The 24610-nt window shown below is 59.8% G+C and carries 27 protein-coding genes, 1 tRNA gene and 1 pseudogene; 11 read left to right on the top strand and 18 right to left on the bottom strand.

The annotated features are described in order from the left end of the window. Positions 1-64 precede the first annotated feature (64 nt). The 8 genes from ACIQ17_RS10155 (at position 65) to ACIQ17_RS10120 (ending at position 3263) form a co-directional block, all read left to right on the top strand. Positions 65-139, top strand: a tRNA-Thr gene (locus tag ACIQ17_RS10155). A 337-nt stretch (positions 140-476) separates the two neighbouring features. Beyond that, entirely contained in the window at positions 477-893 is a 417-nt protein-coding gene (locus tag ACIQ17_RS10150) for a hypothetical protein (RefSeq protein WP_398468031.1), read from the top strand. A 1-nt stretch (position 894) separates the two neighbouring features. Further along, positions 895-1350 carry a hypothetical protein gene (locus tag ACIQ17_RS10145; RefSeq protein ID WP_398468029.1) on the top strand — a complete coding sequence of 152 codons (456 nt, stop codon included), beginning with the start codon at positions 895-897 and terminating at the stop codon, positions 1348-1350. Between the two features lie 20 nt (positions 1351-1370). Then, the gene (locus ACIQ17_RS10140; protein ID WP_398468027.1) at positions 1371-1730 is read left to right on the top strand and encodes a hypothetical protein; all 360 of its coding nucleotides are present in this window, start codon (positions 1371-1373) and stop codon (positions 1728-1730) included. Positions 1731-1740: 10 nt separating this feature from the next. Continuing rightward, complete coding sequence (locus ACIQ17_RS10135) at positions 1741-1953, top strand: hypothetical protein (protein ID WP_398468025.1); 213 nt, start codon at positions 1741-1743, stop codon at positions 1951-1953. Between the two features lie 138 nt (positions 1954-2091). After that, on the top strand, positions 2092-2277 hold the full coding sequence (locus tag ACIQ17_RS10130) for a hypothetical protein (protein WP_398468023.1): 186 nt from the start codon (positions 2092-2094) through the stop codon (positions 2275-2277). Positions 2278-2331: 54 nt separating this feature from the next. Next, positions 2332-2505: a hypothetical protein gene (locus ACIQ17_RS10125; RefSeq protein WP_398468021.1), complete on the top strand. Its 174-nt coding sequence runs from the start codon at positions 2332-2334 to the stop codon at positions 2503-2505. Positions 2506-2540: 35 nt separating this feature from the next. Beyond that, entirely contained in the window at positions 2541-3263 is a 723-nt protein-coding gene (locus tag ACIQ17_RS10120) for an SOS response-associated peptidase (protein WP_398468019.1), read from the top strand. Here the strand turns inward: ACIQ17_RS10120 and ACIQ17_RS10115 are convergent, their stop codons facing one another. Together ACIQ17_RS10115 and ACIQ17_RS10110 are read right to left on the bottom strand one after the other, a co-directional pair. Continuing rightward, positions 3264-3545: a hypothetical protein gene (locus tag ACIQ17_RS10115; protein WP_398468017.1), complete on the bottom strand. Its 282-nt coding sequence runs from the start codon at positions 3543-3545 to the stop codon at positions 3264-3266. 2 nt (positions 3546-3547) lie between these two features. Next, the gene (locus tag ACIQ17_RS10110) at positions 3548-4099 is read right to left on the bottom strand and encodes a hypothetical protein (RefSeq protein ID WP_398468015.1); all 552 of its coding nucleotides are present in this window, start codon (positions 4097-4099) and stop codon (positions 3548-3550) included. Between the two features lie 319 nt (positions 4100-4418). Here ACIQ17_RS10110 and ACIQ17_RS10105 point away from each other — a divergent pair, with 319 nt between their 5' ends. Further along, positions 4419-5879 (top strand): ATP-binding protein, encoded by a 1461-nt coding sequence (locus ACIQ17_RS10105; RefSeq protein ID WP_398468013.1) that lies wholly within the window; start codon positions 4419-4421, stop codon positions 5877-5879. Between the two features lie 64 nt (positions 5880-5943). Here the strand turns inward: ACIQ17_RS10105 and ACIQ17_RS10100 are convergent, their stop codons facing one another. The 6 genes from ACIQ17_RS10100 to ACIQ17_RS10075 all read right to left on the bottom strand — a co-directional run bounded on the left by ACIQ17_RS10100 (position 5944) and on the right by ACIQ17_RS10075 (position 13360). After that, on the bottom strand, positions 5944-6984 hold the full coding sequence (locus tag ACIQ17_RS10100; RefSeq protein ID WP_398468011.1) for a type I restriction enzyme HsdR N-terminal domain-containing protein: 1041 nt from the start codon (positions 6982-6984) through the stop codon (positions 5944-5946). Between the two features lie 202 nt (positions 6985-7186). Further along, positions 7187-7987, bottom strand: a complete 801-nt coding sequence (locus ACIQ17_RS10095; RefSeq protein WP_398468009.1) for a hypothetical protein — start codon at positions 7985-7987, stop codon at positions 7187-7189. A gap of 8 nt (positions 7988-7995) precedes the next feature. Continuing rightward, complete coding sequence (locus ACIQ17_RS10090; protein WP_398468007.1) at positions 7996-8463, bottom strand: hypothetical protein; 468 nt, start codon at positions 8461-8463, stop codon at positions 7996-7998. Beyond that, positions 8453-11434 (bottom strand): hypothetical protein, encoded by a 2982-nt coding sequence (locus ACIQ17_RS10085; protein ID WP_398468005.1) that lies wholly within the window; start codon positions 11432-11434, stop codon positions 8453-8455. The genes ACIQ17_RS10090 and ACIQ17_RS10085 overlap by 11 nt, the downstream gene beginning before the upstream one ends. Next, the gene (locus ACIQ17_RS10080; protein WP_398468003.1) at positions 11431-12849 is read right to left on the bottom strand and encodes a hypothetical protein; all 1419 of its coding nucleotides are present in this window, start codon (positions 12847-12849) and stop codon (positions 11431-11433) included. The genes ACIQ17_RS10085 and ACIQ17_RS10080 overlap by 4 nt, the downstream gene beginning before the upstream one ends. Positions 12850-12859: 10 nt before the next feature. Further along, on the bottom strand, positions 12860-13360 hold the full coding sequence (locus ACIQ17_RS10075) for a hypothetical protein (RefSeq protein WP_398468001.1): 501 nt from the start codon (positions 13358-13360) through the stop codon (positions 12860-12862). 808 nt (positions 13361-14168) lie between these two features. Between ACIQ17_RS10075 and ACIQ17_RS10070 the strand changes: the two genes are divergently transcribed. After that, the gene (locus tag ACIQ17_RS10070; protein ID WP_398467999.1) at positions 14169-14720 is read left to right on the top strand and encodes a hypothetical protein; all 552 of its coding nucleotides are present in this window, start codon (positions 14169-14171) and stop codon (positions 14718-14720) included. 48 nt (positions 14721-14768) lie between these two features. Here ACIQ17_RS10070 and ACIQ17_RS10065 read toward each other — a convergent pair whose 3' ends face one another. The 9 genes and pseudogenes from ACIQ17_RS10065 to ACIQ17_RS10025 form a co-directional block, all read right to left on the bottom strand. Further along, positions 14769-15413 (bottom strand): recombinase family protein, encoded by a 645-nt coding sequence (locus ACIQ17_RS10065; RefSeq protein ID WP_398467997.1) that lies wholly within the window; start codon positions 15411-15413, stop codon positions 14769-14771. An 83-nt stretch (positions 15414-15496) separates the two neighbouring features. Continuing rightward, positions 15497-15850, bottom strand: coding sequence for a hypothetical protein (locus tag ACIQ17_RS10060; RefSeq protein WP_398467995.1), 354 nt, complete (start codon positions 15848-15850; stop codon positions 15497-15499). Beyond that, positions 15847-16182, bottom strand: coding sequence for a hypothetical protein (locus ACIQ17_RS10055; protein ID WP_398468057.1), 336 nt, complete (start codon positions 16180-16182; stop codon positions 15847-15849). The genes ACIQ17_RS10060 and ACIQ17_RS10055 overlap by 4 nt, the downstream gene beginning before the upstream one ends. A gap of 69 nt (positions 16183-16251) precedes the next feature. After that, positions 16252-16446 (bottom strand): annotated as a pseudogene (locus tag ACIQ17_RS10050) (hypothetical protein); the annotation flags it as partial. Positions 16447-16929: 483 nt separating this feature from the next. Next, a complete protein-coding gene (locus ACIQ17_RS10045; RefSeq protein WP_398467993.1) occupies positions 16930-19011 on the bottom strand; it encodes an AAA family ATPase in 2082 nt (693 codons plus the stop codon). A gap of 34 nt (positions 19012-19045) precedes the next feature. Beyond that, positions 19046-19564, bottom strand: a complete 519-nt coding sequence (locus tag ACIQ17_RS10040; protein ID WP_398467991.1) for a hypothetical protein — start codon at positions 19562-19564, stop codon at positions 19046-19048. Positions 19565-19686: 122 nt separating this feature from the next. Beyond that, entirely contained in the window at positions 19687-19998 is a 312-nt protein-coding gene (locus ACIQ17_RS10035; protein WP_398467989.1) for a hypothetical protein, read from the bottom strand. Between the two features lie 243 nt (positions 19999-20241). Next, complete coding sequence (locus ACIQ17_RS10030; RefSeq protein ID WP_398467987.1) at positions 20242-20400, bottom strand: hypothetical protein; 159 nt, start codon at positions 20398-20400, stop codon at positions 20242-20244. A 155-nt stretch (positions 20401-20555) separates the two neighbouring features. After that, the gene (locus ACIQ17_RS10025; protein WP_398467985.1) at positions 20556-21956 is read right to left on the bottom strand and encodes an integrase; all 1401 of its coding nucleotides are present in this window, start codon (positions 21954-21956) and stop codon (positions 20556-20558) included. Between the two features lie 266 nt (positions 21957-22222). Between ACIQ17_RS10025 and ACIQ17_RS10020 the strand changes: the two genes are divergently transcribed. Further along, positions 22223-23866, top strand: coding sequence for a DUF6538 domain-containing protein (locus ACIQ17_RS10020; protein WP_398467983.1), 1644 nt, complete (start codon positions 22223-22225; stop codon positions 23864-23866). 154 nt (positions 23867-24020) lie between these two features. Here ACIQ17_RS10020 and ACIQ17_RS10015 read toward each other — a convergent pair whose 3' ends face one another. Next, complete coding sequence (locus tag ACIQ17_RS10015; protein ID WP_398467981.1) at positions 24021-24440, bottom strand: hypothetical protein; 420 nt, start codon at positions 24438-24440, stop codon at positions 24021-24023. Between the last annotated feature and the right edge of the window lie 170 nt (positions 24441-24610).

The following is a 24610-nucleotide window of genomic DNA, read 5'->3' as shown; positions in this document are numbered from 1 at the left end:
CGGGTGTGGCAGAGAACGCCTCGCTTGGTGGGCCGCTCCCGGAGCCGATTCCCGCAACCAGCATGCTGCCGTAGCTCAGTGGTAGAGCACTCCATTGGTAATGGAGAGGTCGACAGTTCAATCCTGTCTGGCAGCACCATTTTTCGCAGTGTTTGCACATTTTGCGAACTTTCCCACATAAGCGTCCCACACAAAGCACGGCTCGGGTTCGCCGCATGTTGACGGCACGTGACTGGAAACGTCCGTGCTGGCGAGATGGCCTTCCACAGGTCATGCTTAACCAAACGAACCCGTCGGCGCCGGCGCGATCTGTCAACCGCTGCAAAATCGCGTTGACTCTTCGTTGCGCACGTTCTCTATTCGTTCTCAACGTCGTCCGCTTTGATCACTTAGGCCGGTTCGCTTAGCGCGCTCCTTCCGCGATCGTCTCGTAGGGCTACGTCATTGTCCGAAACAGCGAGATAAGGATGCCTGAGATGGCAGGTCGCCGCGTGGCCGAATGGCGCTTCCCGAACGACAAGCAGCAGCGCGCCGAGGAGACCCTGCGTCGGATGCAGCAGGCCTCAGCGCCTGCGCCGTCGCCTCCCATCGGTCCGGCCGATCCGATGACCGATGCCTACTGGGACGCCGTCCTCGCCGACCCTAGGGCTCACGCCAGGCCGGGCGTCCCGATCCAGAACCGGCGCCTGTCGGAGATCCCGCGCCACGTGCTGCGGGTGAACTGCCGGCGGTGTGATCGCATCGTCGAGATCCAGACCGCCGACGCGGTACGTCTCTACGGCGAGCACGCGGTCTGGAAGGAGGTCGGGCAGAAGTTACTCGACAACGGATGCCAGCAGCGCACAGGCAGCCATGAGGACGACGGCTGCTGGCCGTCCTACGACCACGCGTGAAATGTCCCCGAAGCACCATCCGACCCTCATGTCCGGCGGCGACCGCAAGGCGCTGAAGAAGGAGCTAGGCAAGGCGCGCGCGATGACGGGCATCCTCGCAGGTCAGGCCGACGAGATGCGGGCGAAAGCCGAGGCGATGATGCGCCAGGCCGACAAGCTCTCCTGCGAGAGCTGGAACGAGCGCATGTGGGCGGACGGCGAGCCGATTGATCCGTCCCCCACCGTCGATCAAGCCATCAACGGCGGCTTCCCTTGGCTCCAGATCGAGTGCTCGCGCTGCAGGACGCCGCGCGACATCGACCTTGCCGCTCTGAAGACGCCGCCCACGACGTGCGTGCACGACCTGGCGAGGAGACTGCGCTGCGAGAAATGCCGCAGCGCAGGCAAACGAACGCCGGCGACGCTGCACCAGCTCGCGTCGTCGAAGCGTCGATCAGCTGCGGAAATATACAAATGATGAGTTCATCAAGGATTCGAATGTTCGCGATCGTTCCGAAAATATTGTGGCAAAGATTGCTGGACTCACCGCTCCGGACGGTATCTCCTGCGGGCATCACCGAGCGGATCTGGGTAGTTGTCGGTGATGAGAACGCCAGTCGCGCTCCCACCCTCCATTCCTCGAAAAGGAAGGAGCAGCGCATGTCAGAGCGAAGCTTCAAAATTTTCAAATCTTCCGACATCGACATCGGGACCACCGAAGAGCTCACCGAGGCTGCGGCGAAGATGATGCCCGGCCCCGAGCGCGATCGCCTTCTGCGACAGATCGCACGCCGGGAAAGAGCTCATGCAAATGCCGAGCGCTGGGCGAACTCGCCCGGCTTGCAGCCGCCGAAATGAGGAGATTATCATGCCACACGTCACCAGCCGAAGCTGGACAGATGCCGACATCGCGCGGCTGAAGAAGTTTTCCGACGAAGGAGCCACGGTCGCGCGCGCAGCGGCCGCTCTCAACCGCAAGACGGAGGCGGTCAAGAAGAAGTGCCGTCTCCACGGCTTCTCGCTGATCGGCACCCGCGAGGCCAAGGCCGAAGTGCGCCGTCTGCACTCTCTTCCTGCGTAAGCGATGATGCGGGGACCACGCGGTCCCCGCGCGCGTCAATTGAAACCCCGAATGTCGGCCAACGTACAGACTGATGGCGCCGTTGTTTGGTAGCACGTGAACGATCACCGACGATCGACCACGCTCCCCGAGATCATCATGCCCGAATACCGTGCCTACGTCGTCGGCGACGACGGCCACTATCGCTCGTCCGAAATTATCCAAGCCGCCGACGACGACGCGGCGATCACGGCTGCTCGCGAGTTCTGCGTCGGTCACGGCGTAGAGTTGTGGATGCTCGACAGAAAGATCGCCGTGTTGCCCCCAGAAACTTCAGGTTCCTGAGAACCATTCGCATCTCTCGTCGTATACAAGACGAGCGGGCGGAGTGCGTGGGAAGTGTTTGGCGAAACAGACAAAGAAGAGCTGTATCGACGGCTGGCGCAAGCCCGCCGGATGTTCACGCCAACCCTCGACCCCACGACGCGCGAACGCATCCAAAAGCTGGTGTCGGACCTCGAACAGCACATCGCCAAGGTCGAAGCCCGCGACACCGACGCTCCTCCCGAGTAGCATCTGCACGCCAACTTCTCGGTCACGATCACCCCATGTGCAATTTGTATTCGATGACGAAGAACCAGGCCGCCATCCGGCAGCTTTTCGCCGTCACCAACGACATCGCCGGCAACCTGCCGTCCATGCCGGGCATCTTCCCGGACTACCCGGCGCCGATCGTCCGGAACGTCGACGGCGGCCGTGAGCTGGCGATGGCGCGATGGGGCATGCCTTCGTCGTCAAAAGCCCTGATGGATGCCGCTGTGAAGCGCGCGGCGAAGCTGGAGGCCAAGGGCAAGCAGTTCGACTTCAAGGACCTGTTGCGGATGGAGCCGGACAGCGGGACGACCAACATCCGCAATACTTCGAGCAAGCACTGGAAGCGATGGCTCGGCGTCGAGAACCGCTGCATCGTGCCGATGTCGTCGTTCTCCGAATTCAACAAAGAGGCTGGCGGCGACATCTGGTTCGCGATCGACGAGAGCCGGCCGCTGGTCTGCTTCGCCGGCGTGTGGACCAACTGGACGTCCGTCCGGAAAGTGCGCGAGGGCGAGACCACGAACGACCTCTTTGCATTCCTGACGACGGATCCGAATGCGGAAGTCGGCGCAATCCACCCCAAAGCCATGCCGGTAATCCTGACGTCGCCCGGTGAATTCGATATCTGGATGCGCGCGCCCTGGGAGGAGGCTAAGGCGCTGCAGCGACCACTACCGGACGGCTCGCTGCAGATTGTCGCACGCGGGGTAAAGAAGGACGGCGAGACAACCGAATGATCAACGGTTCTTGAAATATCCTCGATAGATGTAGTCGTGATTTCCAACGGCGGCGATTTCGAAATGCTGGCCGTCGATTTGAAAGAGCAAAACCCTGTCCGCGTGCGACGCGCGTATGGAGAAGTAGCCAGACCGACTGAGCACGCGTTCAAAATTCAGTTTTGGTGCTTTTGGATTTTCGACAAATAAGGAAACGGCTTCAATGACCGCATCCTGTCTCGGCGAGGATTTGAGGCGTTTGAGATCGCGCAAGAATGCGGTGGTAAAATCAACTTTCGGCACGATTAGCCAGCAAGTGAGGCTTTGAGAAACGCTCTGACGTCCGAAGCGGAATCGAAAGTGGCCGCGACTTCTGAGTGTGTCGGTTCGGCGTATTCGTTCTTTAACGACAGCAAGAAGTAATACATGTCGACAATGTCAGAGTGCATCACCTTGCCGTAGTCGAGAAAGCGCGCGATTTCTTTCCGGACCGCTTTGTACTCATCGATCCGCAACGCCCGCACTTGCGCCAATAAGGTCTCGGCTTCGATCGAAATGGCCTCGACCGCGTCAGCCTGTTCGGTAGCCTGAGCTGAAACTGCCGATATCGTCAGGTCTAAGCTGGTGAGAACTTCGGTCGTAATCTCGCCGGCCTTATGCATGTCTTTGAAAACAGTAGCGAGCCGCCGACGCTCTTCGATGGCTGCAGATTTTCGACGGTTCAGCATGCGCTCAGCGTCGTCGACTGACCGGCGGATATTCGTGAGGTACGACGACTCCCCGCGAGCCGACAACGCGCCGAAACCGCCGCTGTAAATTTCAGTCGTTTCTTTGAACGCGAGTGCCGCTGTTGCCATGCTCAAACGATATCGGTTTCTTTTAAAATCAACAATGGAACAGCAGCGTGCCCGCGTGCGACAGACCCGCTTCAGTCAGGCGGGAATAGCAGAATATTTGCCGTTTCAACGGCGGAAGCAACTTCAGGCCGCTTGCGTCGGATGCGGGCTGACCGCGAGAATCACCCGTCGGAGTTCCAATTCTTCCAAGTGGTCAAAACAACGATAAAATCGCCCATCGCAACCCCTTGAAAAATATGGCGAATATTCCGGTCTTTGACCGCGAACAGCAAAATTCTGATATAAAGGGGATAAAAGAGACCGAATTAGCGGATGGAAAATGGCCGGAAATCCTGCGCTTTTGTTGAAACGCCTCCTGGAAGAAAGCGCCGAGCGATCTTGGCTCGAATTCAAGGTCGATAATTGTGACCCCGACATGGTCGGCAGGACCGTAAGCGCTTGCGCCAACGCAGCAATGCTCGAAGAGAAGCACAAGGCTTATATTATCTGGGGCATAGAAAACAAAACAAAAAAGCGTGTCGGCACCAACGTCGTTTTGGCTGACCTTCAAAAGGGTGGCGAAAATTTCGTGAATTGGCTTAGCCGGATGATTGAGCCTCGACTCCAGCTCGAGCACTTGGATTTCCAGCACGAAGGCAAATCATTTGCGATCCTGGCCATCGAGCCCAGCTACGATAAGCCTGTTCGCTTTTCGGGGTCCGAATACATACGCATCGGCGAGAACGTAAAGCCGCTGAAAGAATATCCAAATCACGAACGCTCTCTTTGGTTCGCCACAGGCCGTCGCACTTTTGAAAACGCAATCGCGCTCGGGCACCAAAGCAAGGAAGAGATCCTCGATAAGCTTCAATGCGAGCAGTTTTACAAGCTGCGCGGGGAGCCGACACCCGACAACGCCGATGAAATTATCAGATGCTTTGTACAGAAAGAATTCATCAAAGAAGACATGGAGGGTGGATATGACGTGCTGAACCTCGGTGCGTTGTTGTTCGCTAAAGACCTTCCGCAATTTCCATCAATCGCTTCAAAATCGGTTCGCATTGTTAAGTATCAAGGGAAAGACAAACGCCGATCGGAAGAAGAACAGGAAGGTAAGCTCGGTTACGCAGTTGGCTTTACCGGAATGCTTAAATACATCAGCGCCCGACTTCCTAAAGAAGAACTATACGAAGGAGGAGTTCGGAAGACAAAATCTAAATATCCGGACCTCGCTATCAGAGAAGTGGTTGCGAATGCTTTGATCCATCAGGATTTCACTATCCCTGGTGTCGGCCCCATCGTCGAAATCTACGAGGATCGGATCGAGGTCACAAATCCAGGCAAGTCTCTGATCGAACGAGATCGTATCATCGATGAGCGCCGGTCGCGAAACGAGCGCCTAGCTTCAATCATGCGCGAGCTTGGGATTTGCGAAGAGCGAGGCAGCGGCATCGACAAGGCGATCATAGAAATCGAAGAGAATAAATTGCCGGCTCCGCACTTTATCGCCTCATCCCATTCAATGCGAGTCGTCATTTTTGGCCCCAGAGATCTAGCCAAAATGTCGAAGCAAGACAGGGTCTGGAGCTGCTTTTGCCATTGCGTTGTTCGCTGGCTTCAGCACGACTACATGAGCAATAATTCTCTGAGAGAGCGGTTCTCGCTCAAGGATGAAGAGTACCAAATCGCGTCTGCGGTGATAGCCGACGCGAAAAAGGCTAAGCGAATAATCCCGGCCGATCCCGATCAAGGAAAGCGAAACGCAAAATACATCCCGTATTGGGGCCGTTTGGAAGAATAGCTAATGCGCTGCGGTCGTTCCGCCACTCGGCATCTTATCGCGTGAAACATCGCGGCGGCTCACGTCAGGCGACCTGCAAATCAAATTGGCCAAAGGCGCGCACCCCAAGCGGCGGCACGCCTTGAGCTCTGCAAACGAACTCCTGCTCCATTTCGAAAATTCCGCGGATTCGATCGTTAATTAGATAACCGATTGCCTTATTGAAATAGCTCACTTGGCAGTCAACAGGAGCAACCCCACCTGGCGTTACGGGGGTCTCAGGCAGACGAGTACCTCGCGGGATTGAGATGTTGAGTGTTCCAGTAAAAATGGATGGGTGCTCGCTATCAGTCGACAGAACAACGTCAGCCGAATGGAAAATGATTGGGATGAAACCGAGCGAGCGATTGAGTTCGTCAAACGCGCCGAATGCCGGCTCCAGCTCTACGCGCATCTCTATCAAATCGGCCAATCGCGTTATTGCTTGCCCGCGCACGGCTGACCGCATGCCCTTCAGTTTGGAAAAGGCTGCGGACGCCAGGGCCGAACTCGTTTCATGCCCATCATAAACGATTGAGCCGCCTACAATTCGCGCCGACGATCCGAGCAGAGGTCCGAGCGATCTTCCCAAGTCAATGCTAACAGTGGCGGCTCGTTGCATGGCATCGGGGCTGAGTATGTTCTCAAGCGCATGGAAGTGCTTGCCGGTTTCTTCGAGCGACCAGTTCAATATCGGAACATATGGCGCGCCGGTTTGATGCAAGACAAATTGGCGCCCGTTCGTCACCATGTAGTATCGAGCGCCCACCTCTGGGTGCGCTGCGTAGGTGTGCGCCTGATGGGCATCTTCTTGACTTAGTTCCGCGGACGGCGCTTTTACCTCAACTACCCAACGACCATATGGGATCGCCTCACATATGTAGTCAGCTCTCCCGCGTAGAACGGGATCACTCTTCTCGTCTTTACGCCCCAGAAATGCTCGATCGTACCGAAGAGCACACTCAGTTCGAATGTTAGCTTGCGAACCGTGGCGATATCCCAAAGCATTCAGCAGAGGCCGCACAATCGCCTCGCGAACATCCGTCTCGTTCATGCTGGCTAAGTTTGTGGTCTCGAATACAACCATTCCGCCGCCTCCGTAACGTCGCATGCGCGGAGGATGAACGATTCGCTCACCCCTGCGTATTCGGCATGCTCGGAAGGCCTTAATCTGCTGTTCAAAACTTAGAGATAGGCTATGATCTCCAGCGCTTCTAACACCGCGGCAGCGTCTCGACCGCATCTGGCGGCCACGCGCGCCGACGTCATCTTACCCGACACGATCCGTGCTAGGCACGACCGTAGGATAGAAACGGAGATGCGTTGGCGCCAAAGCGGCTTGCCGGCAACCCGATCAGCGGCCTTCCTGCGGTCGACGTGGGACCGACGGCCCCATCGACCGACAATCCGACCAAGGGCTTCCCGCCGACCGACGTCGGACCGAGAGCCCCCTCGATTGAACCGTCAGGATTGATGATCTCGTCAGGCATAAATCGCCCGGCGAGAGCGGCTGTCATGCCCACTTTGCCAAGGCCTGTCGCGATGTCGGCCCACATCTTCTCGGCGTTGCCGGCACGATTGGCGTTATCGAGTTCGAGCTGCGTGACAGCATTCGACCCCTTCTTGAAGCCGCCGATCTGGCCGATAGCCGTGCCGTCCTGGGCGACGCCGCGCTGGATGCCGCCGAACAGGTCACCGAACGACCGCAAAGCGCCGAGCTTTTCCGCCTGATTGTTGACGAACATCTTCGCAAGATCGGACTTGGCTGCGATCTCGCGGTTCGTCAGATCGGACGTCGACGGCGGCAAAGCCGCGATCGTATAGGGCGTATTTGGCGTCGTGACCGGCGTCTTGAAATAGTCCGAGAGCTGATGAGCGCGAGCGTCCTGCTGGTCACCGAAGTTGAAGAAACGCTTCAGCGATTGATCATTGATGGCGGCCGTCTCGGCATCGAAGCCCTCCTGCCGACCGCGTTCAGCTTGAAGCACTTCACCGCGGGCGGCATTGACCTTGTCCTGCGCAGAGCCGTTCAACCATCCGCCGATCAGCGTCGAACCACCACCAAGAAGTGCGAGTGTTAGCGGATCCATATCCCCTCCTAATGCCGAGAGATGTTGACGATGCTGCGATCAAACATGATGTCGCGCAATAGATGGCCTCTGTGCTCGATGCGCTGCATGCAGCAAACCTTCTGCACCTCGCACATCAGGAGAAGTAAGTGATCGAAATGGTCGTGCAGAAGCGGCTCCGTAATCGCGCTCTTTACCTCAGCCTCCGATTTTCCAAACAGAGACGCCAGGCCGAAGGCGCCTGTCATGCCGAGCATAAAGCGATCATCGGGAAAGGCCTCGACCATATTCGGCGCCAGTTTCCTGCTTGCCGAGACAATGCTTTCGACGAGCTCTTTTGCCTTTCCCTGCGTTACCCGCATGACGTCGTCACTATCCGCAATCTGTCCAATACAGCGGAGGCCGACAACAAGATTGATCAGGATATCTTCGCCGATTTCGCACTTGCCGAACGCTTCGATCGCCGCGTCGACTTGTACACGCCCATTATCTGCCATAGCGCACATCCTTCTTCATGACGGCGTCGCGCACCGGATCGTCCGGCGCGGCCGTCAGAATGTCGGCCAGCGTCGAGACTTCGTTGCCGAGATAGGCCTTGGCTGTACGCGCCAGCGCCGCCCGGTTCGCCGGATTGCCGTTCTTCAGCAGTTCGGCCGCAAGATCCGGATCGAGCAGTGCCTTGTCGAGCAGCTTTTCGATGGCCTCCCCCTGCGCCCCGCGCACGGCGCGGCGGGCCGCCACAGAGCCGAGAGCGGTCAACATGAAGCCGAGCGACGTCTGCCCGCGCTTATAGGCGTAGAAACGGCTCTGGATTGTCTCAGGCGTCAGAACGTTCGAGATACCCTGCGTCGTGCCGGACGTGTTCGGCGCCTTTCCGCGCGAGCGCAGATCGACGTTCTGCAGCTCGCCGGCGATCTTCTCGACATTCTGCAGATGCTGCGGCTCGTCGCGGTAAAGCCGCTCGGCCACCGCACGGTTTGCCGGATCGTCGAGGAAGTTCTGCAGGCGGTTCGGCAACACGGGCTGCTTGCCGTCCATCGTGCGCGTCGTCTCGCCGTTCGAGCGCACTTTCGATTGCATGAGATCCCAAAATGACTTCCGGGCCCCAGCCACCGCGTCGGGCGCGTTGCCGACGAAGTTCAGCATCTCGTCCATCGCGGCGCCGGGGTTCTTCGAGGCGATGACGCCCTTCAGCGCGTCTTGCGACCTTTCGTCGCCATACTGCAGATACTTCCCGACCGTGCTCGTGCCCGGCCGTTCTGCCGTGCCCAACTCGCGCTGCATGGCCGTCTCAGCGGTCGTGGCGTTGTCCAGCGTTCGGCGCAGGCCCGCCGCGTTGTCCAGTTCGCCGCGCGTGGCGTTGAAGCGCGGATCGGAGAGCACCGTGTTGTAGCGAGTAAGGTAATCGCGAAGTTGGTCGGGGCGGTCGAGCAGGCCCCGATCCCGGACGTCATGAAGGATCTGATCGCGCACGGCAGAAACAACGCGGTCATCATTGCCCGTCTCCCGCATCAAGGCCTGAAAATCTGCGATCCGCCCCTCATCCGACTGCACGAACTTGCCGGGCACAGCGCTGTCTGGTTGTCGGTACAAGCCCTGCTGACGATCGAGCGTCTGAGCGATGGCCGTCTGCGGGCGCGTGAAGCGGTCGTGGAAATCGACTGTCGCGGCGCGCGCCTGGTCGTAGCTCTGCCGCAACTCGGGCGGCACGGCGTTGTCGAGATAGTTGTCGAGCGCCGTGACGTGTTGCTCGATGATCCGTGCTTCGTTGGTGCGGCCGTTCGTCATTGCCTCGCGCGCGGCGTCGGTGAGCGCGCTGCGCAGGCCCGTCACTTCGTTGATCGGCTGCGTGATCGCCTCTGTAATTGGCTGCCCGTTCGCGTCCATGCGCGGCGGATCGATCGGCACCTGACCGGACAATTCACCCGGAATGTTGGCCTCTCCCGGTTGGAAGCGGCGCGCCTCCGCGGTGGACATGCCGTTGCGTACCCGGTCGAATGCCTGATCGAGCGGCGCCATATCGACTTGCGTGCCGCTGTTGTTGATCGGCTCCCACGCGCGGCGCAGAATGTCTCGCGCACCCTCGCTCGCCACTTCGAGCGCCTGCCGGATATTGGCGCCGCGGCCTTCCGCCGTCATGACGGGGCGAAGCGCCTGCGTGGCGCGCTCAAAATCGTCAGTCGCGTTGGCGGTCTGCACGCTGGCATCGGTCAAGCGACGATCGCGCTCAAGGCTGAGCTCGCTGCGTAGATCGGCAGGGTTGCCGTCGGGCGCTAGTCGCTCCATCGCGTTGTCTACCGCCGCGGTATTGTCGGTACGCCGCTCGATGAACTTGCCCGCATTCGGGCCGGACTGGCGGCCGTATTCGAGCGCCGCAAGCCCGCTGTCGCCGGTGCGGTCCGCGACGCTCTCCTTGAAGCCGGGGATCGTGGTATCGACCCGCCGACCGCCCATGATCGCATCAACCAGGGGCTGCGTATCGATCGGCTGACCGATGGTGCGCGGAAGTATTTCGGCGCTATTCGCCAAGCGATCAACCACCGCGTCGGTGACGTTTTGATTAGCGAAGCTTTCGCGCCTCCCCGCGGTCAAAACTTGCGAAATGTCGCTCAGCGGCTTTCCAACAACTCTCGCGGCGCCAAGCACCCCAGCGCCACCCAGCGCACCGAGGATGTCGAGCGTGTTGTGGGCAGCGCTTCCCTCCTTCGCACCGGCCAAGTGCGAAACCTCGCCCGCCGCAGCGGCACCAGTGCCGGCTGCGAGCGCCGTATTCATCTCCTTACGAACGAACCGCGATGGGTTGATGGCGGCCGGCTCGACAAAGGTTCGCAACAACGGGCTCAATTCGCGAGCCGCTTGCGCGCCCATTTTGCCGGCCTGCACCGCAGCGCCGACAGGCAGCGCGGCTGCGCCGATCTCTTCACCGATACGGGTCAACGCGCGTTCAAGTGTCGTGCTCGGCGGCCGCACTTCTGGGATGGCGCCGAAGCCGCCGAGAGCGTTGTCGATCGACTTGGAGCCGCCGAACGGCGTCTGGCTGACAGGTGCGCCGGCTACGCCCATGACCGCGTTTACGATGTCCACCGGGAGGCCGACGATATTCGCCACACCTTTGCGCGCGCCGCGGGCCAGATAGGCGCCTTGGTCGTTGATCGTCGCCATGACAGCGGGCTCGGCCAAGGCGGTCGCGTCGTTGGCGGGCGTGGCCGTGACCAGGCTGCGCAGCTTGTCCATGAAGCCCACCGGCGCGGCCGGCGTCGGCGCGAGCTTCGCTAGGTCCGCCGCATTGCGCGCTTCCATGGCGCCCGGCTGCTGCACGAGATCACGCTGCGCAGCGGCGCTGACACTGGCGAGATCGGGCGCCGTCGGCGCGCCAAAACGCTTCGCCATAGCCTGCGCCATGACGCCACGATCAGTACCGTCCGGAAACTCGACGATCGATCCGTCTGGTGCTTCGACTTCGATCATTCAATCGCGCCGGTCGCCGGGTTGAATTTGAGGCGCTGCGGTGAGCCGCCGGTGGCGGCGGGCTGGCCAGTACCGATTGCCGCGGCTGCCGGGCGGACTGGCGCGAGAATGCTGCGTCGATCGGCGATGATTTTGTCCAACTGATCCAACGTCGCCGTCGTGCGTGCTGCGTTCCCCGTGAAGCCCCCCGCGCCAAGGGCTTTCGACACCTGTTCGTAGCGGTCGTTAGAGACACGGCCGTTCGGGTCGAGCACCTTCGCAACCTGAGCAGTCAGAAGCGTCTCGAGCATATTCACTGCCGGAATGCTCGGGTCGAAATTCGCGAACTTGCGCGCGACCTCCGGATCGACACGCCCGGCGGCGATATCGTCCTTCAGCTTCTGCATATTGACATTGAACAGCTGACCGACCTCGCCGCCTGCCTGCAAGACGTCCTGCACGGTCCCGCGGATCGAACCCACGATGCCCTGCGAACCAGGGTTCTTCGTGATCAAGCTGCGCAGCTGCTTCGAAGTGCTGTCGGTCAAAGCCAAATCAACAAGTTGGCTATCGATGCTGTTTTTCGTGCTGGCGCCGAGGCCCGTATTATCTTTGTCACCCTGCAGGTTGGCCGAATAGGTCTGCGAGCCCGCCGGAATTTCGGCGCGTGTCTGTGTGTCGATCCAGCGCCCATTGTCATCCATGGTGGCCGTACCGATGGCCCCTGCCGGCGTCTTATAGTTGGCGTTCGTCGGCGCGCGGGTGTCTTTGGCGTAGGGCTGCTTACCGACCGCGTCGGGCGTGAAGACGTTGACCGGGTTGCCGTCCACGACGACGGGCGACACGCCAACGCCCTGCATCGCGACCGCGCGCTGCTCTTCCGCCGGCAGCGTGCCGAGGATCTTCGCTTTTATTTCACTGTCAGTCAGCGGCTTCGCCTGGCCAACCACGGTGCTGCCATCTGGCCGCGCCACCGTTTGCCCCTGGTTAACGGTCACGTTTCCACCGAGCACCGACGGCAAGCCCGTTGCTTCCGTCGTCTGCGCGGGAAGCATAGCTGTCTGGCCATCGCTCAGAACGACAGGCTGCGCAAACTGGCGCGCCAAAGCCCCCTCGTTGTTGATGTTAGCAACGTTCGCCGCCGATCTAGCGCTGACATCAGCGTTGCGCCGCGTCGTAGCATCGTTCTGGTTCTGCGCATAGAAACTAGCGATTGGAGAGTAGTTCCCAACCGCGATATTCTTCCGATCGAAGTCCGGGTCGTTCGGATTATTGAACAGACTAGAAGCGCGCGCTTCCTTCGCGCGTATCGCTGCCGCGTTGGCATAGCCCGCAATGTCGGCCCCGCTCGGCGTGGCAAAAGCTGAGGCCAGATTGTCGAACGCTGAAGCAAGACCTGGGTCGGCGTAGTACCCGTTTCGTCGCACACTAGGCATCGATCTTCCTCTAATGCGCCTGCATCGCGGCGTCAGGCTGCAGTTCTTCGAATTGGCGGAACAGCACACCGCGGCGCAGCACATCGCCGCGAGCTTCGATGCTCGCCCGTCGCACGATGATATCGAGCTCGGAAGCCAGAACAGATGTGTAGTCGATACGGTCCATGACCATCGGCAGGCTTGTAACCGAGGTCACATACTCCTGAGACTTTCCGAAAAGTAAGATTAGGCCCATAGCGGCGCCCATTCCGACGCCCGCGTGTTCGGCAGACAGGATGCTTGCAATGCGCTCTGCGAGGATAGGGGTTGATGCGCGAGCGGCATCCATCATCGCATCAACAGCAGCCTCCGAAACGGTCGAAACATCGGGATGGTTGGTCAGATGCAGGACACAGTTCAGGCCTTGAACCGAGTTGAACAGCACATCGTGCCCGAAGGCGGCCAACGTGAATGACGATGCGGCTTTGCGCGCGTATTGCTCTGCGCTGAAGTCTTCGACTATTTCTGTCATCGGGGCAGTTCATCGAACGCAGCAAAGGATGGTCGCTGCAGATGGACAAATGAGCGTATACGCTCTGTGAGGTGCGGCTGCCCGACGGCCGCCCTTATCGGGTTCGCTGATCGTAGCCGGAAATCGGAAAAACGCCAGCCGGAAGCAGAAACTAATTTCGTATGCTATTAGCGATCGTGAGCGCTCCAAGCATAAGGCAGAAGCGCGACTGAGGACAAAGCAATGCGACAATTCTTTTTTCAATTGGCGATAGCTGCGCTCTTCGCTGCGCCGGCGCACACCGAACCCCTCCTCGCTTCTTCTAACTCGGAATGTCTATCTGCGCGGGAGCAGGCCACTCGAATCGTGAGAACTGCGATCGCCGAGACTGAAAGCCTGAGCGCCTGTTTGCGCCGAAGCGATTTATCCGACGATTGCGGGATGCGGTTTAGGAGCGTGGCAGCAGCGAAACTTTCAACCGATCAAGCGCTGTCGCGGCTACGATCGACTTGCCAGTGAGCCTCCAAGATACCGCGGCAGAAAATTTTTGTAGCGCCACTCGGCGCGGCTTCGGAGTATGGCGTCAAACCGTACCCAGGGGGTAGGTCCGGGCCCCAGCCGGCAAGTGATTTGCGCGATTTCGATGGGGTGGCCGTGTCTGTTGTATCTCGCGTGTATGATGCGGGCACGATACCCTTCTAGCTAAGCATCGGACTATCATCAGCTATCCTGTATCTGCTGAGATACAAAAACGTATCTCGAAAAAAGCATTGTAATACACAGACTTAGCTGCCCTCCATTCGTCATTGCAACGATAGAGGAAGCTATGATGACAAAGCTATTTGACGCCATCGACGCCGACGCTTCGATCGAACGGACACCTGAAGAGCTGCACTACGACGGGCTGTCTGAAACCTTCATCGAGACGGTCGGAGAACTCGGCGCTGACGATCTGACAAAAACTGCAAAGCGGAATCTCACGGCAAAGCTCGCGTCGGACTACTATGCGCTCGCGACCTCCCCAGAACACGCCAAGCACCCGTCGATGCACTACGTCTACGAAGCGGTCATTCGAAGCCATGGCATTGATCCTACGCCGCCGGCTATGAGGGCTGACCGGAAGAAAGCGGAAGCCGCGTTTGAGGCCGATTACCTGCGCGATACGGAGGTTGAGCTAATCAAGGCTCAAAACGCCTTGCGGATGCCGCGGCTTTCTAAAGTGCAGCGCCAGATGCACGAAGACGACGTGACTTTTTACGGTTCCGAACTGATCTGCCATGAACGTTATTTGAAAAGCGCCGCGCTGCGCCGGAAGGCGTCTCTGCTGATTGAAGCGCACGGGATCGACCGCAAGGCGCCGCTGCGTTATCACCGCGAGTAATGCCTGGCCGCCCCGTCGCTTATGCTGCGGGGCGGTTCGCGACATCGGCTAACTGCCGAGCCGCTTCTGCACCCGGATGACTGTCACCGCATGCCAAGGCCCGCCATTCGGCGTGGCAATCTTCCGCTCGTTGAGCGTGGCGGCGATCTTCCGGGCTGACATTCCAGCCAGTTCCTCGAAGATCGGACGAAGCTCAACGGCCCGCGCAGCGGCGGCGTCGCGGTTCTCGATGCCCTTGGCATTGAGGCCGCCGAGCTTCACGCCCTGCGCCTTTTTAGCCGCCAACGCGTCTTTCGTCCGGCGCGAGATCATGTTGCGCTCTTTTTCAGCCAAGGCGGCGTAGAGATGCAGCATGAAAGGGTCCGCATCGGCACCGAGCTCGGCCACGATGAAAGGCGTTCGATGCGACATGAGCCCGCTGATGAAATGGACGTCGCGGCTAAGCCGATCGAGCTTCGCGACAATGATAGGCGCCTTGTGCTGTCTGGCGGCTTTCAGCGCCGCGGCGAGCTGGGGCCGGCGATCGAGCGCGTCGGCTCCCTTCCCGGTCTCGACCTCTTCGAACGTCTGGATCAGATCATAGCCTTCCGCCTCCGCGAACCGCGCCAGGGCGGATTGCTGCGCCTCAAGCCCGAGCCCCGACTTGCCCTGCTGCGCGGTCGAAACTCGGGTGTACGCGATGGCGGTTTTCATGATCGGCCCCTGCTCTGAAACACTGCAACGAACGTTGCTATGTTACGCATACCGGCTGTAACATAGCAAGGGGTATGTTTCACTCAGTCGAATAGACCGCTTGGATCTTCGGCGTCCGCTTCGGCGCGCCGTTGCAGCGCGGCGAGATCAGCTTGCGCTTTACGCGATGCTGCCCGCAATTCGTCGGCGGTCATCTCATGCAGCTCTTTGCCCGCGCCGGCGCCAGGCTCCTGCGCGGCGAAAAAGCCGCCGGCCCGAAACAACGAATTCACCGCCGACGCCTTCGCTGCCGCGGTGGCCTTTGGATCTTTGCAAATCGCCACGGCGGTCCGATACGCGATGACCGCGCCCGTCGTGCGCATCTTATGCGACAACTCGTCCTTGAGGTCGAAATCCGCCACGTCGTCCAAGCCGTCGTCATCGTCGTGATCGATCATGAGAATATCCCCTCGTCATCGGTCTTAGGTTCGTCGTTCCGAGCCTCCAAACGCGCCAACTCGGCCAGTACGGCTGCGCGTTCGGCGAGAAGTCGGGTCTTTTCCGGGCTGTCGGGTCGGCAGGGAGCCTCGCCAGCGAGCAAAATCCGGATTTCCGCATCATTGCGCGCGCGGATGCCCTCGGCGCGCCTGACGCCTCCCGAGCCGGGTTTGTGGGTTCGGTGCCAGGCCTCATGGCGCGCACGCTGCTCAGGCGTCATGGCCGCGAGGCGGGCTGCACGCTTCTCGGCATACTTTTTCTGCTGGCGAAGCTTCGCGTTGAATTTCGCCACGCCCTTTGGGGTTGAGCAATCCACGGCCTGTAAGACATGCCATTGATCGCCGCGAGGTGTCTTCCCGCCATGGATTGCACAGCGGCCGTTCGCCATAGCTGGATTGATGCACGGCTCGCCGTCCCGTCTCCGTGCAGCACCGCAGCGTGTCGCCTTGGCGAAGGCGGCAAGATTGGCGCGCGCCGACGCGCGAGCGATCTGCCGGAAGTCGGCCCCCTTTCGCCATGCGTCACGGCGCGAATTTCTCGAGCGTGGCGCCCTCACGGCACTCTCGCTGATATGCGCTGGTGAGGTAATCCGTTCGCGATCGGCCGACACGCGCTGTCAGGCATCAAGCGCCTGCCGTCAAAACGTATGCCTAAGTGACGGCCCTCGTTCAGACATACAACGGATGCCGACGATTTCTTGCTATCTTCAAAAGAGAGCGGCGAAGCGGGCAGGCAGCGGAGCAAGCCGCCTCTCTTATAGGGTCTAGCTCCGCCGCTCCGCCATTCTAGCTCCGCCTTCAAAACCTGAGTCGTATCAAGCTCTTGCAGCAACATCTCCGCTGCTCCGCCTCTGCTCCGCCGGCCGCTCCGCCTTCTAGCTCCGCCGAACGATTTCAAAGACTTGCAGCCGTAGCTCCGACATGCTCCGCCGCTGCTCCGCCCATACAAACGACATACAAAAACTGAGGCGCGCCGGCAGATATTCGCCGAATTCGTCCCCTCTGTTTCCCGCCGATCTGTCATGCGAACGCCCTCCCCCTCAATCGAATAGGTTGCCAGCGCGAGCTGGCGCAGCATCAAGGCGGCGGACAACCTGAAAGCCCTTCCGCTTTGTTTTGGCGGAATGCACGGCTTCGACGATGTCACCGGAGGCGATCCAGAAGTCGATCATCTCCGCGGCCTTCTCCATGCTAAAGTCGAAGTCCTGCACCATGCGCCGTGCGGCCATGAGCTCGCCCGACCGATACGTCCGGCCCCATGGTTCGCCCGCCGACCAGGCAGACGACATGGCTTCCAGCACCTCAGCCGCCACCACCGGCGTCAGCGCCTTGTCGGGGCCGATCGACTGCTCGCACCGTTCAGGCACCCACGAACTATGGCCATCTTCGAGGCCAACCAGATCGAAGCGGTATGGCTCAGACCAACCGTCGGGACCGTCCTTCTGCTTCTCGCACCACAAACGGCCGACGCTGGCGCCTTCCTTGCGATCCAGCCTGAACACGAAGTCGCCGGCTCCGCGCAGCACTGTCGAGCCTCGCATGTCGCCGTTTTTGCCGGCGTGATGGATGCCGAGCACGGCGCAACGGAACGTCTCCTTGAGCCGATTGCATGCGCGAACGAAGAGCGTCATCTCTTTCTGCAGATTTTCGTCGGCCCCTGGGATCGCTTGCGACACCGTATCGACCACGATCAGCACGGGGCGCGAGCCGATGACGGCGGCCACGGTCCGCAGCAGCCGGTCGATGTCGTCCGCTTCCATAAAATCGATGGTCCGCTCGATCATAACGAACCGATCGCTGTGCGCAGCGAAGTTTCTCTTCTTCAGCCATGCCATGATGCGGTTGCGGAAGCCGAAAGAGCCTTCTGCAGCAATGTAAACCACGACAGTACCAGGCTCGGCGACAATGGCGTCGCCGTGCCACTCGGGCAGCGCATAGGCGATGTGAAGCGCCGCATCGAGCGCGAGGAAGGTCTTGCCGGCGCCAGGGGCGGCGTAAAGAAAACCGACGCTGATCTCGGGGAAATGCCGTTTGATGAGATAGGTGGGCGGCGGCCTGTTGACGATGTCACCGATGCGCAAGATCGGATACGTGTCCGTTTTTGGCTCGGGCGGCGCGGGCGTTGCGACAAATAGAGGTTCTTCGTCGGCGATCACGTCGAAGAAAAGATCGACCTTTCTGAATTCGGACGGATTGCTTCGCTCTGCGAGCTCGAATATCCACGACGCGCCGCGCTTGAAAGGCGGTTTGAACCGACGCCACTCAGCTTCAAGATACTCCGGGCTGTTACCTGGGACAGCCGGCGCGCCGTTCTCGATCCAGCGCTCGGACCACTCGGCGAAGATCTCGCGCGCTTCTTCCGGGTGATCCGGCAGTGCGGCCTTGATGGCGTAGCCGTAGTCCCGCCAAGTCTCGCGCGTCGGAAACGCCTCAGTCGTGTTTGCTGTGGCTTTGACGGCCTTGCGCACCATATCAATTGGCCCGCGCAGCAGGGATTGATTGATATCGTTCGTCGCGCCCTCAGTGATGATCGGCTTCGCGGCCGGGAGGATCGTGCGCAGCTCATTCAGGAAGTCGATCACCTGCTGCGGGCTGAAAATCGACAGCTGCTCGAACGGCACCAGCGGCGTCGTCCACGTGTAAGGGGCTTTCGTCTTCGGATGCACGCCATGCGCGACGAACTGACGGCCGTCGGAAAGGCACTCGACACGCTCGCCGTCGCCGAACATGACGCATTTATATGGCATCGGCGCCGAGAGGCGGATCAGGTAAAGCGCCTTGGGAAAGTTGCCGACGCGGCAAGGCGCTACGTTGAAATGCTTGACGACGGCCATCATGATCAAGCCGGCGAACGTCTTGTCCATCGTGTCGGCATCGATCGCGAGAAGAAGCTCACCTGTCTTTATGCCCGTACCAGCACCCATCAGGTGCCAGCGATCTAAATCATTCTCTTCGACGGACCATTTCAACCAATCGCCAGATAACCACTTGCCATCTCGGCCGCGGATGCCTGGCGTTTTGCCGCGACCATCCTGCTTGGTGCCGACACGGCTGAACAGAGAAGACCGCTCGCTAATCTCGGCAGTTGGCGGGATTATCGGCACCAAGTTGCGATAACCCATGTCCCAAAGTCGTCTAAATTGGTTCATTCCGCCCTCACGCACGACCCGCCACGACGCCGAACGCACGCGCCCAGCTAGGCATCGTGAAAACGACTGCGCGTATTCTGCGTTTGACGCCGCCAGTGTTCAGGGCAATGGCGAGGACCGGCGTCTTGCCATCCGCTAAGGCCGAGCGCATCTCATGCAGCGCAGCTGGCATATCTGAAAGAAGAACGCCCAAGGCAGCACCGGCGGTGCCGTTCCAGGCGATGTCACCGCTTCGAAAGCTATCGACAGCATGTTGGCTCCACAGCTCCCAAAATCTCGCTGAAACTCTCATGGCAGTTGCGGCTCCGACCCGCCTTTCAGCTAGACATGCCGCAGCGTGACTAACGAGGCGATGGATGTCGCATTCGCTGAAACTCGTTGACATGGCGCTGCGCCAAATCTTGTCGCTTACGACGATAATTAAGCGTCCTCCTCGCCCGTAGAGAACGTCATCCGGGATCGGCTGCGAAAGCGCGCAGTCCAAATGTCGGCCGATGCGATCGAAGATCGGGGCCAATCCGGCCATGTCGCCTCGGTGGGGTGCGCAGGCCTGACGTAGGGCGGCAAGGCATGGACCGACAACGGCAGATGCGGTCCTCCCTGAGAATTGGCGCGCCAAATTGCGAGATCGTCGAAGTTTTGAAACGCTCACGATCGCAATCCCGCGGCAGCGACCTCCTTGCGCTTCGCTCGCGCCTCGCTGCCGCGGTCGCGAGGCGTCCAGTCTTTGGCGGAGTTGATCAGTACGATCAGGCTTTGCGTGTCGACGAGCGTGCGGCCGCCGAAGTCTCTCAGCTTGAGCCGTCCTGCATCCGAGAAGCGATAAAGCGTCGTGATCGAGACGCCGGAGACCTCTGCTGCAATCTTCAAACTGAGAAACGCGCGCTCGCGCCAGGGTGTGGAGCCAGCGAGCGCGGCCGGTGACGATAGATTTGAGCGCGGATGGTCAGTGCGTGCCAAGGGGCCGCCCTCCTGAAAAGGAATGCTGGGAGTGCTGCTCAGGAAAACTTGGCGACCAGGAAAGCTTTTTGACGTGAAAGCGCAGCGTCAGGGCAGGATGAACTGATTAGCTATGACAGTCAAGGATAAAATATCAACAAAATCAATGACATACGTTTGAATACGTTCGACATACGTTTAGCTGCGATTTGCTTTGGTAGCAGAACGCTTTGCGCGGGCCTCCTTCCCTCGCGATGACGGTGTCTAAGGCTCTGCGCTATTCAAAAGGTCAATCAGGCTCGACGTCACGACCAGCGTTCTGCCGTAAAGCTTGCGAAGCACCAGCCGTTTGTCGTCGGAAGCTCGATACACAGACGCCACCGACAGCGCGGAAAGCTCGCTGGCGAGCTGCATGGACAGCATTGGGCGGTCCTGCCACCGTGTTTCGGTAATTCCTATGCCGGCGCTGTGGCGCGGCTCTGGCGGGCAGTGCTCATGGTCCTGAGAGGTCGGCATCGGTCAAGCTCATCATTGCGAGTTCGACCGACCCTAGCCTTGCCGTTAGCAAGACCGAAATTTTACTCCGCGGCCTGGGCCAGCGGCTGCTCATCGACGGAAAGAGCATGTTTCCGGGCCAGCTCGTCCGTCATATCGGTGATGAACGCCGAATAGTGCTTCTCGATCATCACGACGCTGGTGTCGTGCAGCGCGGCGACCAAGCGGACCGGCAGGCCGGCGATCAGGCCGCGCACAATAGAGCTGTGCCGCAGTGCATACATGATCGTGTCGGCGGGCAATCCCGACAAAGCGACCGCTTTGTCCCAACGCTTCGATGTTTCCGAAGAAACGCCCCAGGGGCGCCGCGTGTCCTGGATCCAACGCGGCGGACTGCCGACGCGCTTGTAGACCCAGCGGATAAGCAGGCGCTCGCTACCAGCGCGGCGGGTGACCAGCGGCGCGAGCCGGGCCATGGCGCCGGCATCGATTGGGATCGCGGCGGGCGGGTGTGGCTTCCGCTTCCGGCCTTTCCTCGAGCTGGGCATCATGACGCGCCCCTTAGCAACCTGAACGTCCGCGACGGTCAAGCGGGCGATCTGCGAGAAGCGAGCGCCGGTGACGGCCGCGATGAACACGACGTACCCGAGATCCTCATCGACCTCGAACGACGCCGCGACGATCGCGCGGACCTGCCCGTCGTTGAGCAACTGCATACGCGCCTCATCTTCAATCGGCTCGTTGCGCGTGCCGGCCTTGATCTCCGTCGAGATATGACCGGGGATTTCTTTTCTGTGACGGGTGGCGGCAGCATTCAACGCGGCACGAAGATCCCCCACCATGCGATTGCGCGAGGAGGGCTTCAGCGGCGCAAGCTCGACGGCCGGTGCGACCTTCGGTTTGCGCGGCTTTGTCGTCCTTTTCGACTGCCTGTTCGGGGGCATGCGTTTCAGCTGGCCGACCCACTCCTCGATCGCTTTGTCGGTCACCTGTGCCAGGCGCATTTTCGCGAACTTGCTGTCAGGCGGCAGATGCGCCAGCAGGGCCGACACGGATGTGTCTTTTCCGCCAGCAGCCTTCCGGCGCTGCACCTCATAAGCCTCAACGACGGAGCGCACAGTCGGGACGGCCGCGGCACGATCGGCCTCCCTGCTTGCCTCAATAATGGTGGCTTGCTGCCGTCCCCATGTGAGCGCCGCCGAGACCGCCGCCGTGTAGGACAGCGATTCGCCAGCATCGGCATCGCCGTCGGCCACTGATCCGAGCCGTTCTTCGATCCGGTCGCCGTCGATGACCACTTTGACGACCCAGGCAGAGAGGCTTTTTCCCTTCCGATAGCCGAGCGATACGCCGCCGCGCCCGCCGCTCACTCCCACCCAGTAAGGGTTCTTACGCGGCTGCAGCTTCGCGCGCTTAGCCGGCGTGTCGATTTGCGGAGCCTGCGTCGTTCCGGGCGGCTTCGCTTGCTTCGAGGGGGCGGTCATAGGTTTTCCCACACAGACGCCCCACATAGAGGGCTATGAATGTGGAGGATGCCTAGGAGACCCGAAAACGAAAAGCCTTTTGTTTTCAGTCCTCCTGCACATCCTCCACATCCAAAAATCGTGCGGAAGCCAATATTTCTCCATTGGTAATGGAGAGGTCGACAGTTCAATCCTGTCTGGCAGCACCATCATTTCTCTCGAAATATCAATAGCCTGCTGAAAGGCTTGGGGTTTTTGCTTCGCTCCTGTTACATGGGAGTGTTGCATTGACGGTTTTGAGAATGGTCTCGCTGGTAAAACGAAACGGCTCGGACAACTGGTATTACCGCCGCGTCATTCCTGCCGATGTTCGGCGCATCCTTGAACAGCTGCCTCGCCGTTCATGGCCTAAGGGCTGGTACAAGGCCGAGATATTCCTTTCCACCGGAACCCCCGATCGCAACCTCGCGAAGGCCAGAGCCGCCGACATCGCCGCTGACGTAGAAAAGCGCCTCACTGCGCTCCGCGATGGCCCGAAGCCTCTGACGGTAAAGCAGGTCTCGGCGCTGTCCGGCGCTGTGTACCAAGCGTTCGCGGTCCAATTGGAGAACAACCCCGGCCTGACATCGGGCCAATGGCTTGACGTGGCAGCGGCCAATGAAGCCGCGCAGAAGGGCAAACTCAGTCTAGGCTCGCGCCTTGCCATCGCACCGAGCGGCGATGAGCGGCGTGAAATGGACATGGAGAGCAGGTTCGGGCCAATCGTTGACGCGACCCTGAAACACCACGGGGTATTCACGACTGAACACAGCCGTTGGCTGGTTGTTGAGGCCGTCGCCCGCGACCTAACGGTTGGCGTGAGGAAGCTCGCAAGAAACGCTGACGGCGATTTCACGCCAGATGGGTATGCGATCCGTTTCCCTGCCATCACGGAGCTGCAAGGCGCGACCGCTCCGCAAGCCGGTGCCACGACCGGGAAGTCGCTCACCGGGCTTGCTGAGGCTTGGCACACCGCCGCATTGGCCAGAAAGGTTCGCAAGCGTGACGCCAAGCGATGGAAGGCCGTCGTGTTGCGCTTCAAGGAGTGGCTCAACCACGATGACCTATCCCGCGTAACGGCGGAACGGGTCCAAGCATGGGGCGACGAACGCAACGCCAACGGTATCGCACCGAAGACCATCAATGACACCGACTTCTCGGCGCTGCGAGCTGTGTTCGCGTGGGGCGTGAAACGTAGCTGGCTGACGACCAACCCGGCTGAGGGCGCAAGGATTGAAGGTCGCGGCAAGAAGCGAACCCGCGAACCATGGTTCTGGCAAGAGGAGATAGCCGCAATTCTGAATGCGGCCCTCGCAGTGCAAGGCTCAAAGCGGGAGAATCCGAAGACGACCGCCGCAAAGCGATGGGTGCCGTGGCTCTGTGCTTATTCAGGAGCGCGAGTGGTTGAAATGATACAGCTCCGCAAGGAAGACATCAGGCGCGAGCTTGGAGGTTGGGTTGTCCGCATCAATCCTGAGGCCGGAGACACCAAGACTAACGATTTCCGCGATGTGCCTGTCCATGACCATTTGATTGCTAACGGGTTCCTAGACTTCCTTGAAGCCGCCAAGCCCGGACATTTGTTTTGCGATGTGGGTAAGGACGGCACCACGACAGGACCGGCCGATGGCGTCTATGGCCGCATTCGTTCTATGGTGCGGAAGGTCGTGAGCGACCCCCGCGTCCAGCCCAACCACGCCTGGCGCTACACGTTCAAAACTCACGGGCATGACGCCGGACTGAACGACCTCACGATTGACGCCATCTGCGGCCACGCTGCGCGAACAATGGGCGAGGCTTACAGAGGCGTTACGGTGCGGAAGCGCATGGAAGTGATGGCTCAGTTCCCGCGATATAGACTTGAAGCCGTTACGCAAGAGAACGCCGCCTAAGCAATTTATAAGTGCAGCAAAAATCCGAGACGGAACCTTTCATCTGGCGCGGGGCGTTTTTCCCCCGTGCCGCCCGGTTGAGCTGACGACGTTGTTGTAGGAAGCAGAAGGTCACCACGCCGGTCAGCACTAAGATAGCGGGTAAACAAAACGGTCAGGTTCTCCCCGAAATCGCCGTTCTTTCAAATATCGCTTGGATGTTTTGGAGTGTCCCGTCTCGGCCCGGCACCGTCATCAGCATCAGAAGCTGATCGCCCTTCAAGCCGAGATTTAGGAAGAAAGGTTTTCCGCCATACGCCCCGGAGGTCTGATCCCAACTTCCTTTGCCTGCTATGAAAGTCTTTCCCTGAGAAAAGCTTTGCCGAACGGTGGCAGACCACCCGTTGTTCGACTTGACGGTGAAATCCGCACCGTTGTTTGCAACGAGGATACGACAGTCCGCGCACGTTCCTGCGTTAGAGGCGATTTGATGCCATTCGCCTTGCACAGGTTTCCAAGAAGCGGATTCAGCCTTCAACGTCGCGGGCAACGTTGTTGCAGTAGCGAAAAGACAGGCAAAAGCTAAGCAACGCATATTAGCTCCAACTATGTTTTTTTGCCGTGACAACCGACGACATGCGACTAGCCCCTGAGCAAGTCATGGGGTGATTGTACCGGAATGGTGTTTAGGTCGAATGAGGCCATTGCATCGAATGCAGTCAATGTAGTGGTTAGCGCCGCTGGATCTTGCGCAAAAATCTGAGA

This window comes from Tardiphaga sp. (assembly GCF_044340795.1).
Classification (GTDB): Bacteria; Pseudomonadota; Alphaproteobacteria; order Rhizobiales; family Xanthobacteraceae; genus Tardiphaga.
This window is presented reverse-complemented; position numbering and strand designations above follow the sequence as displayed.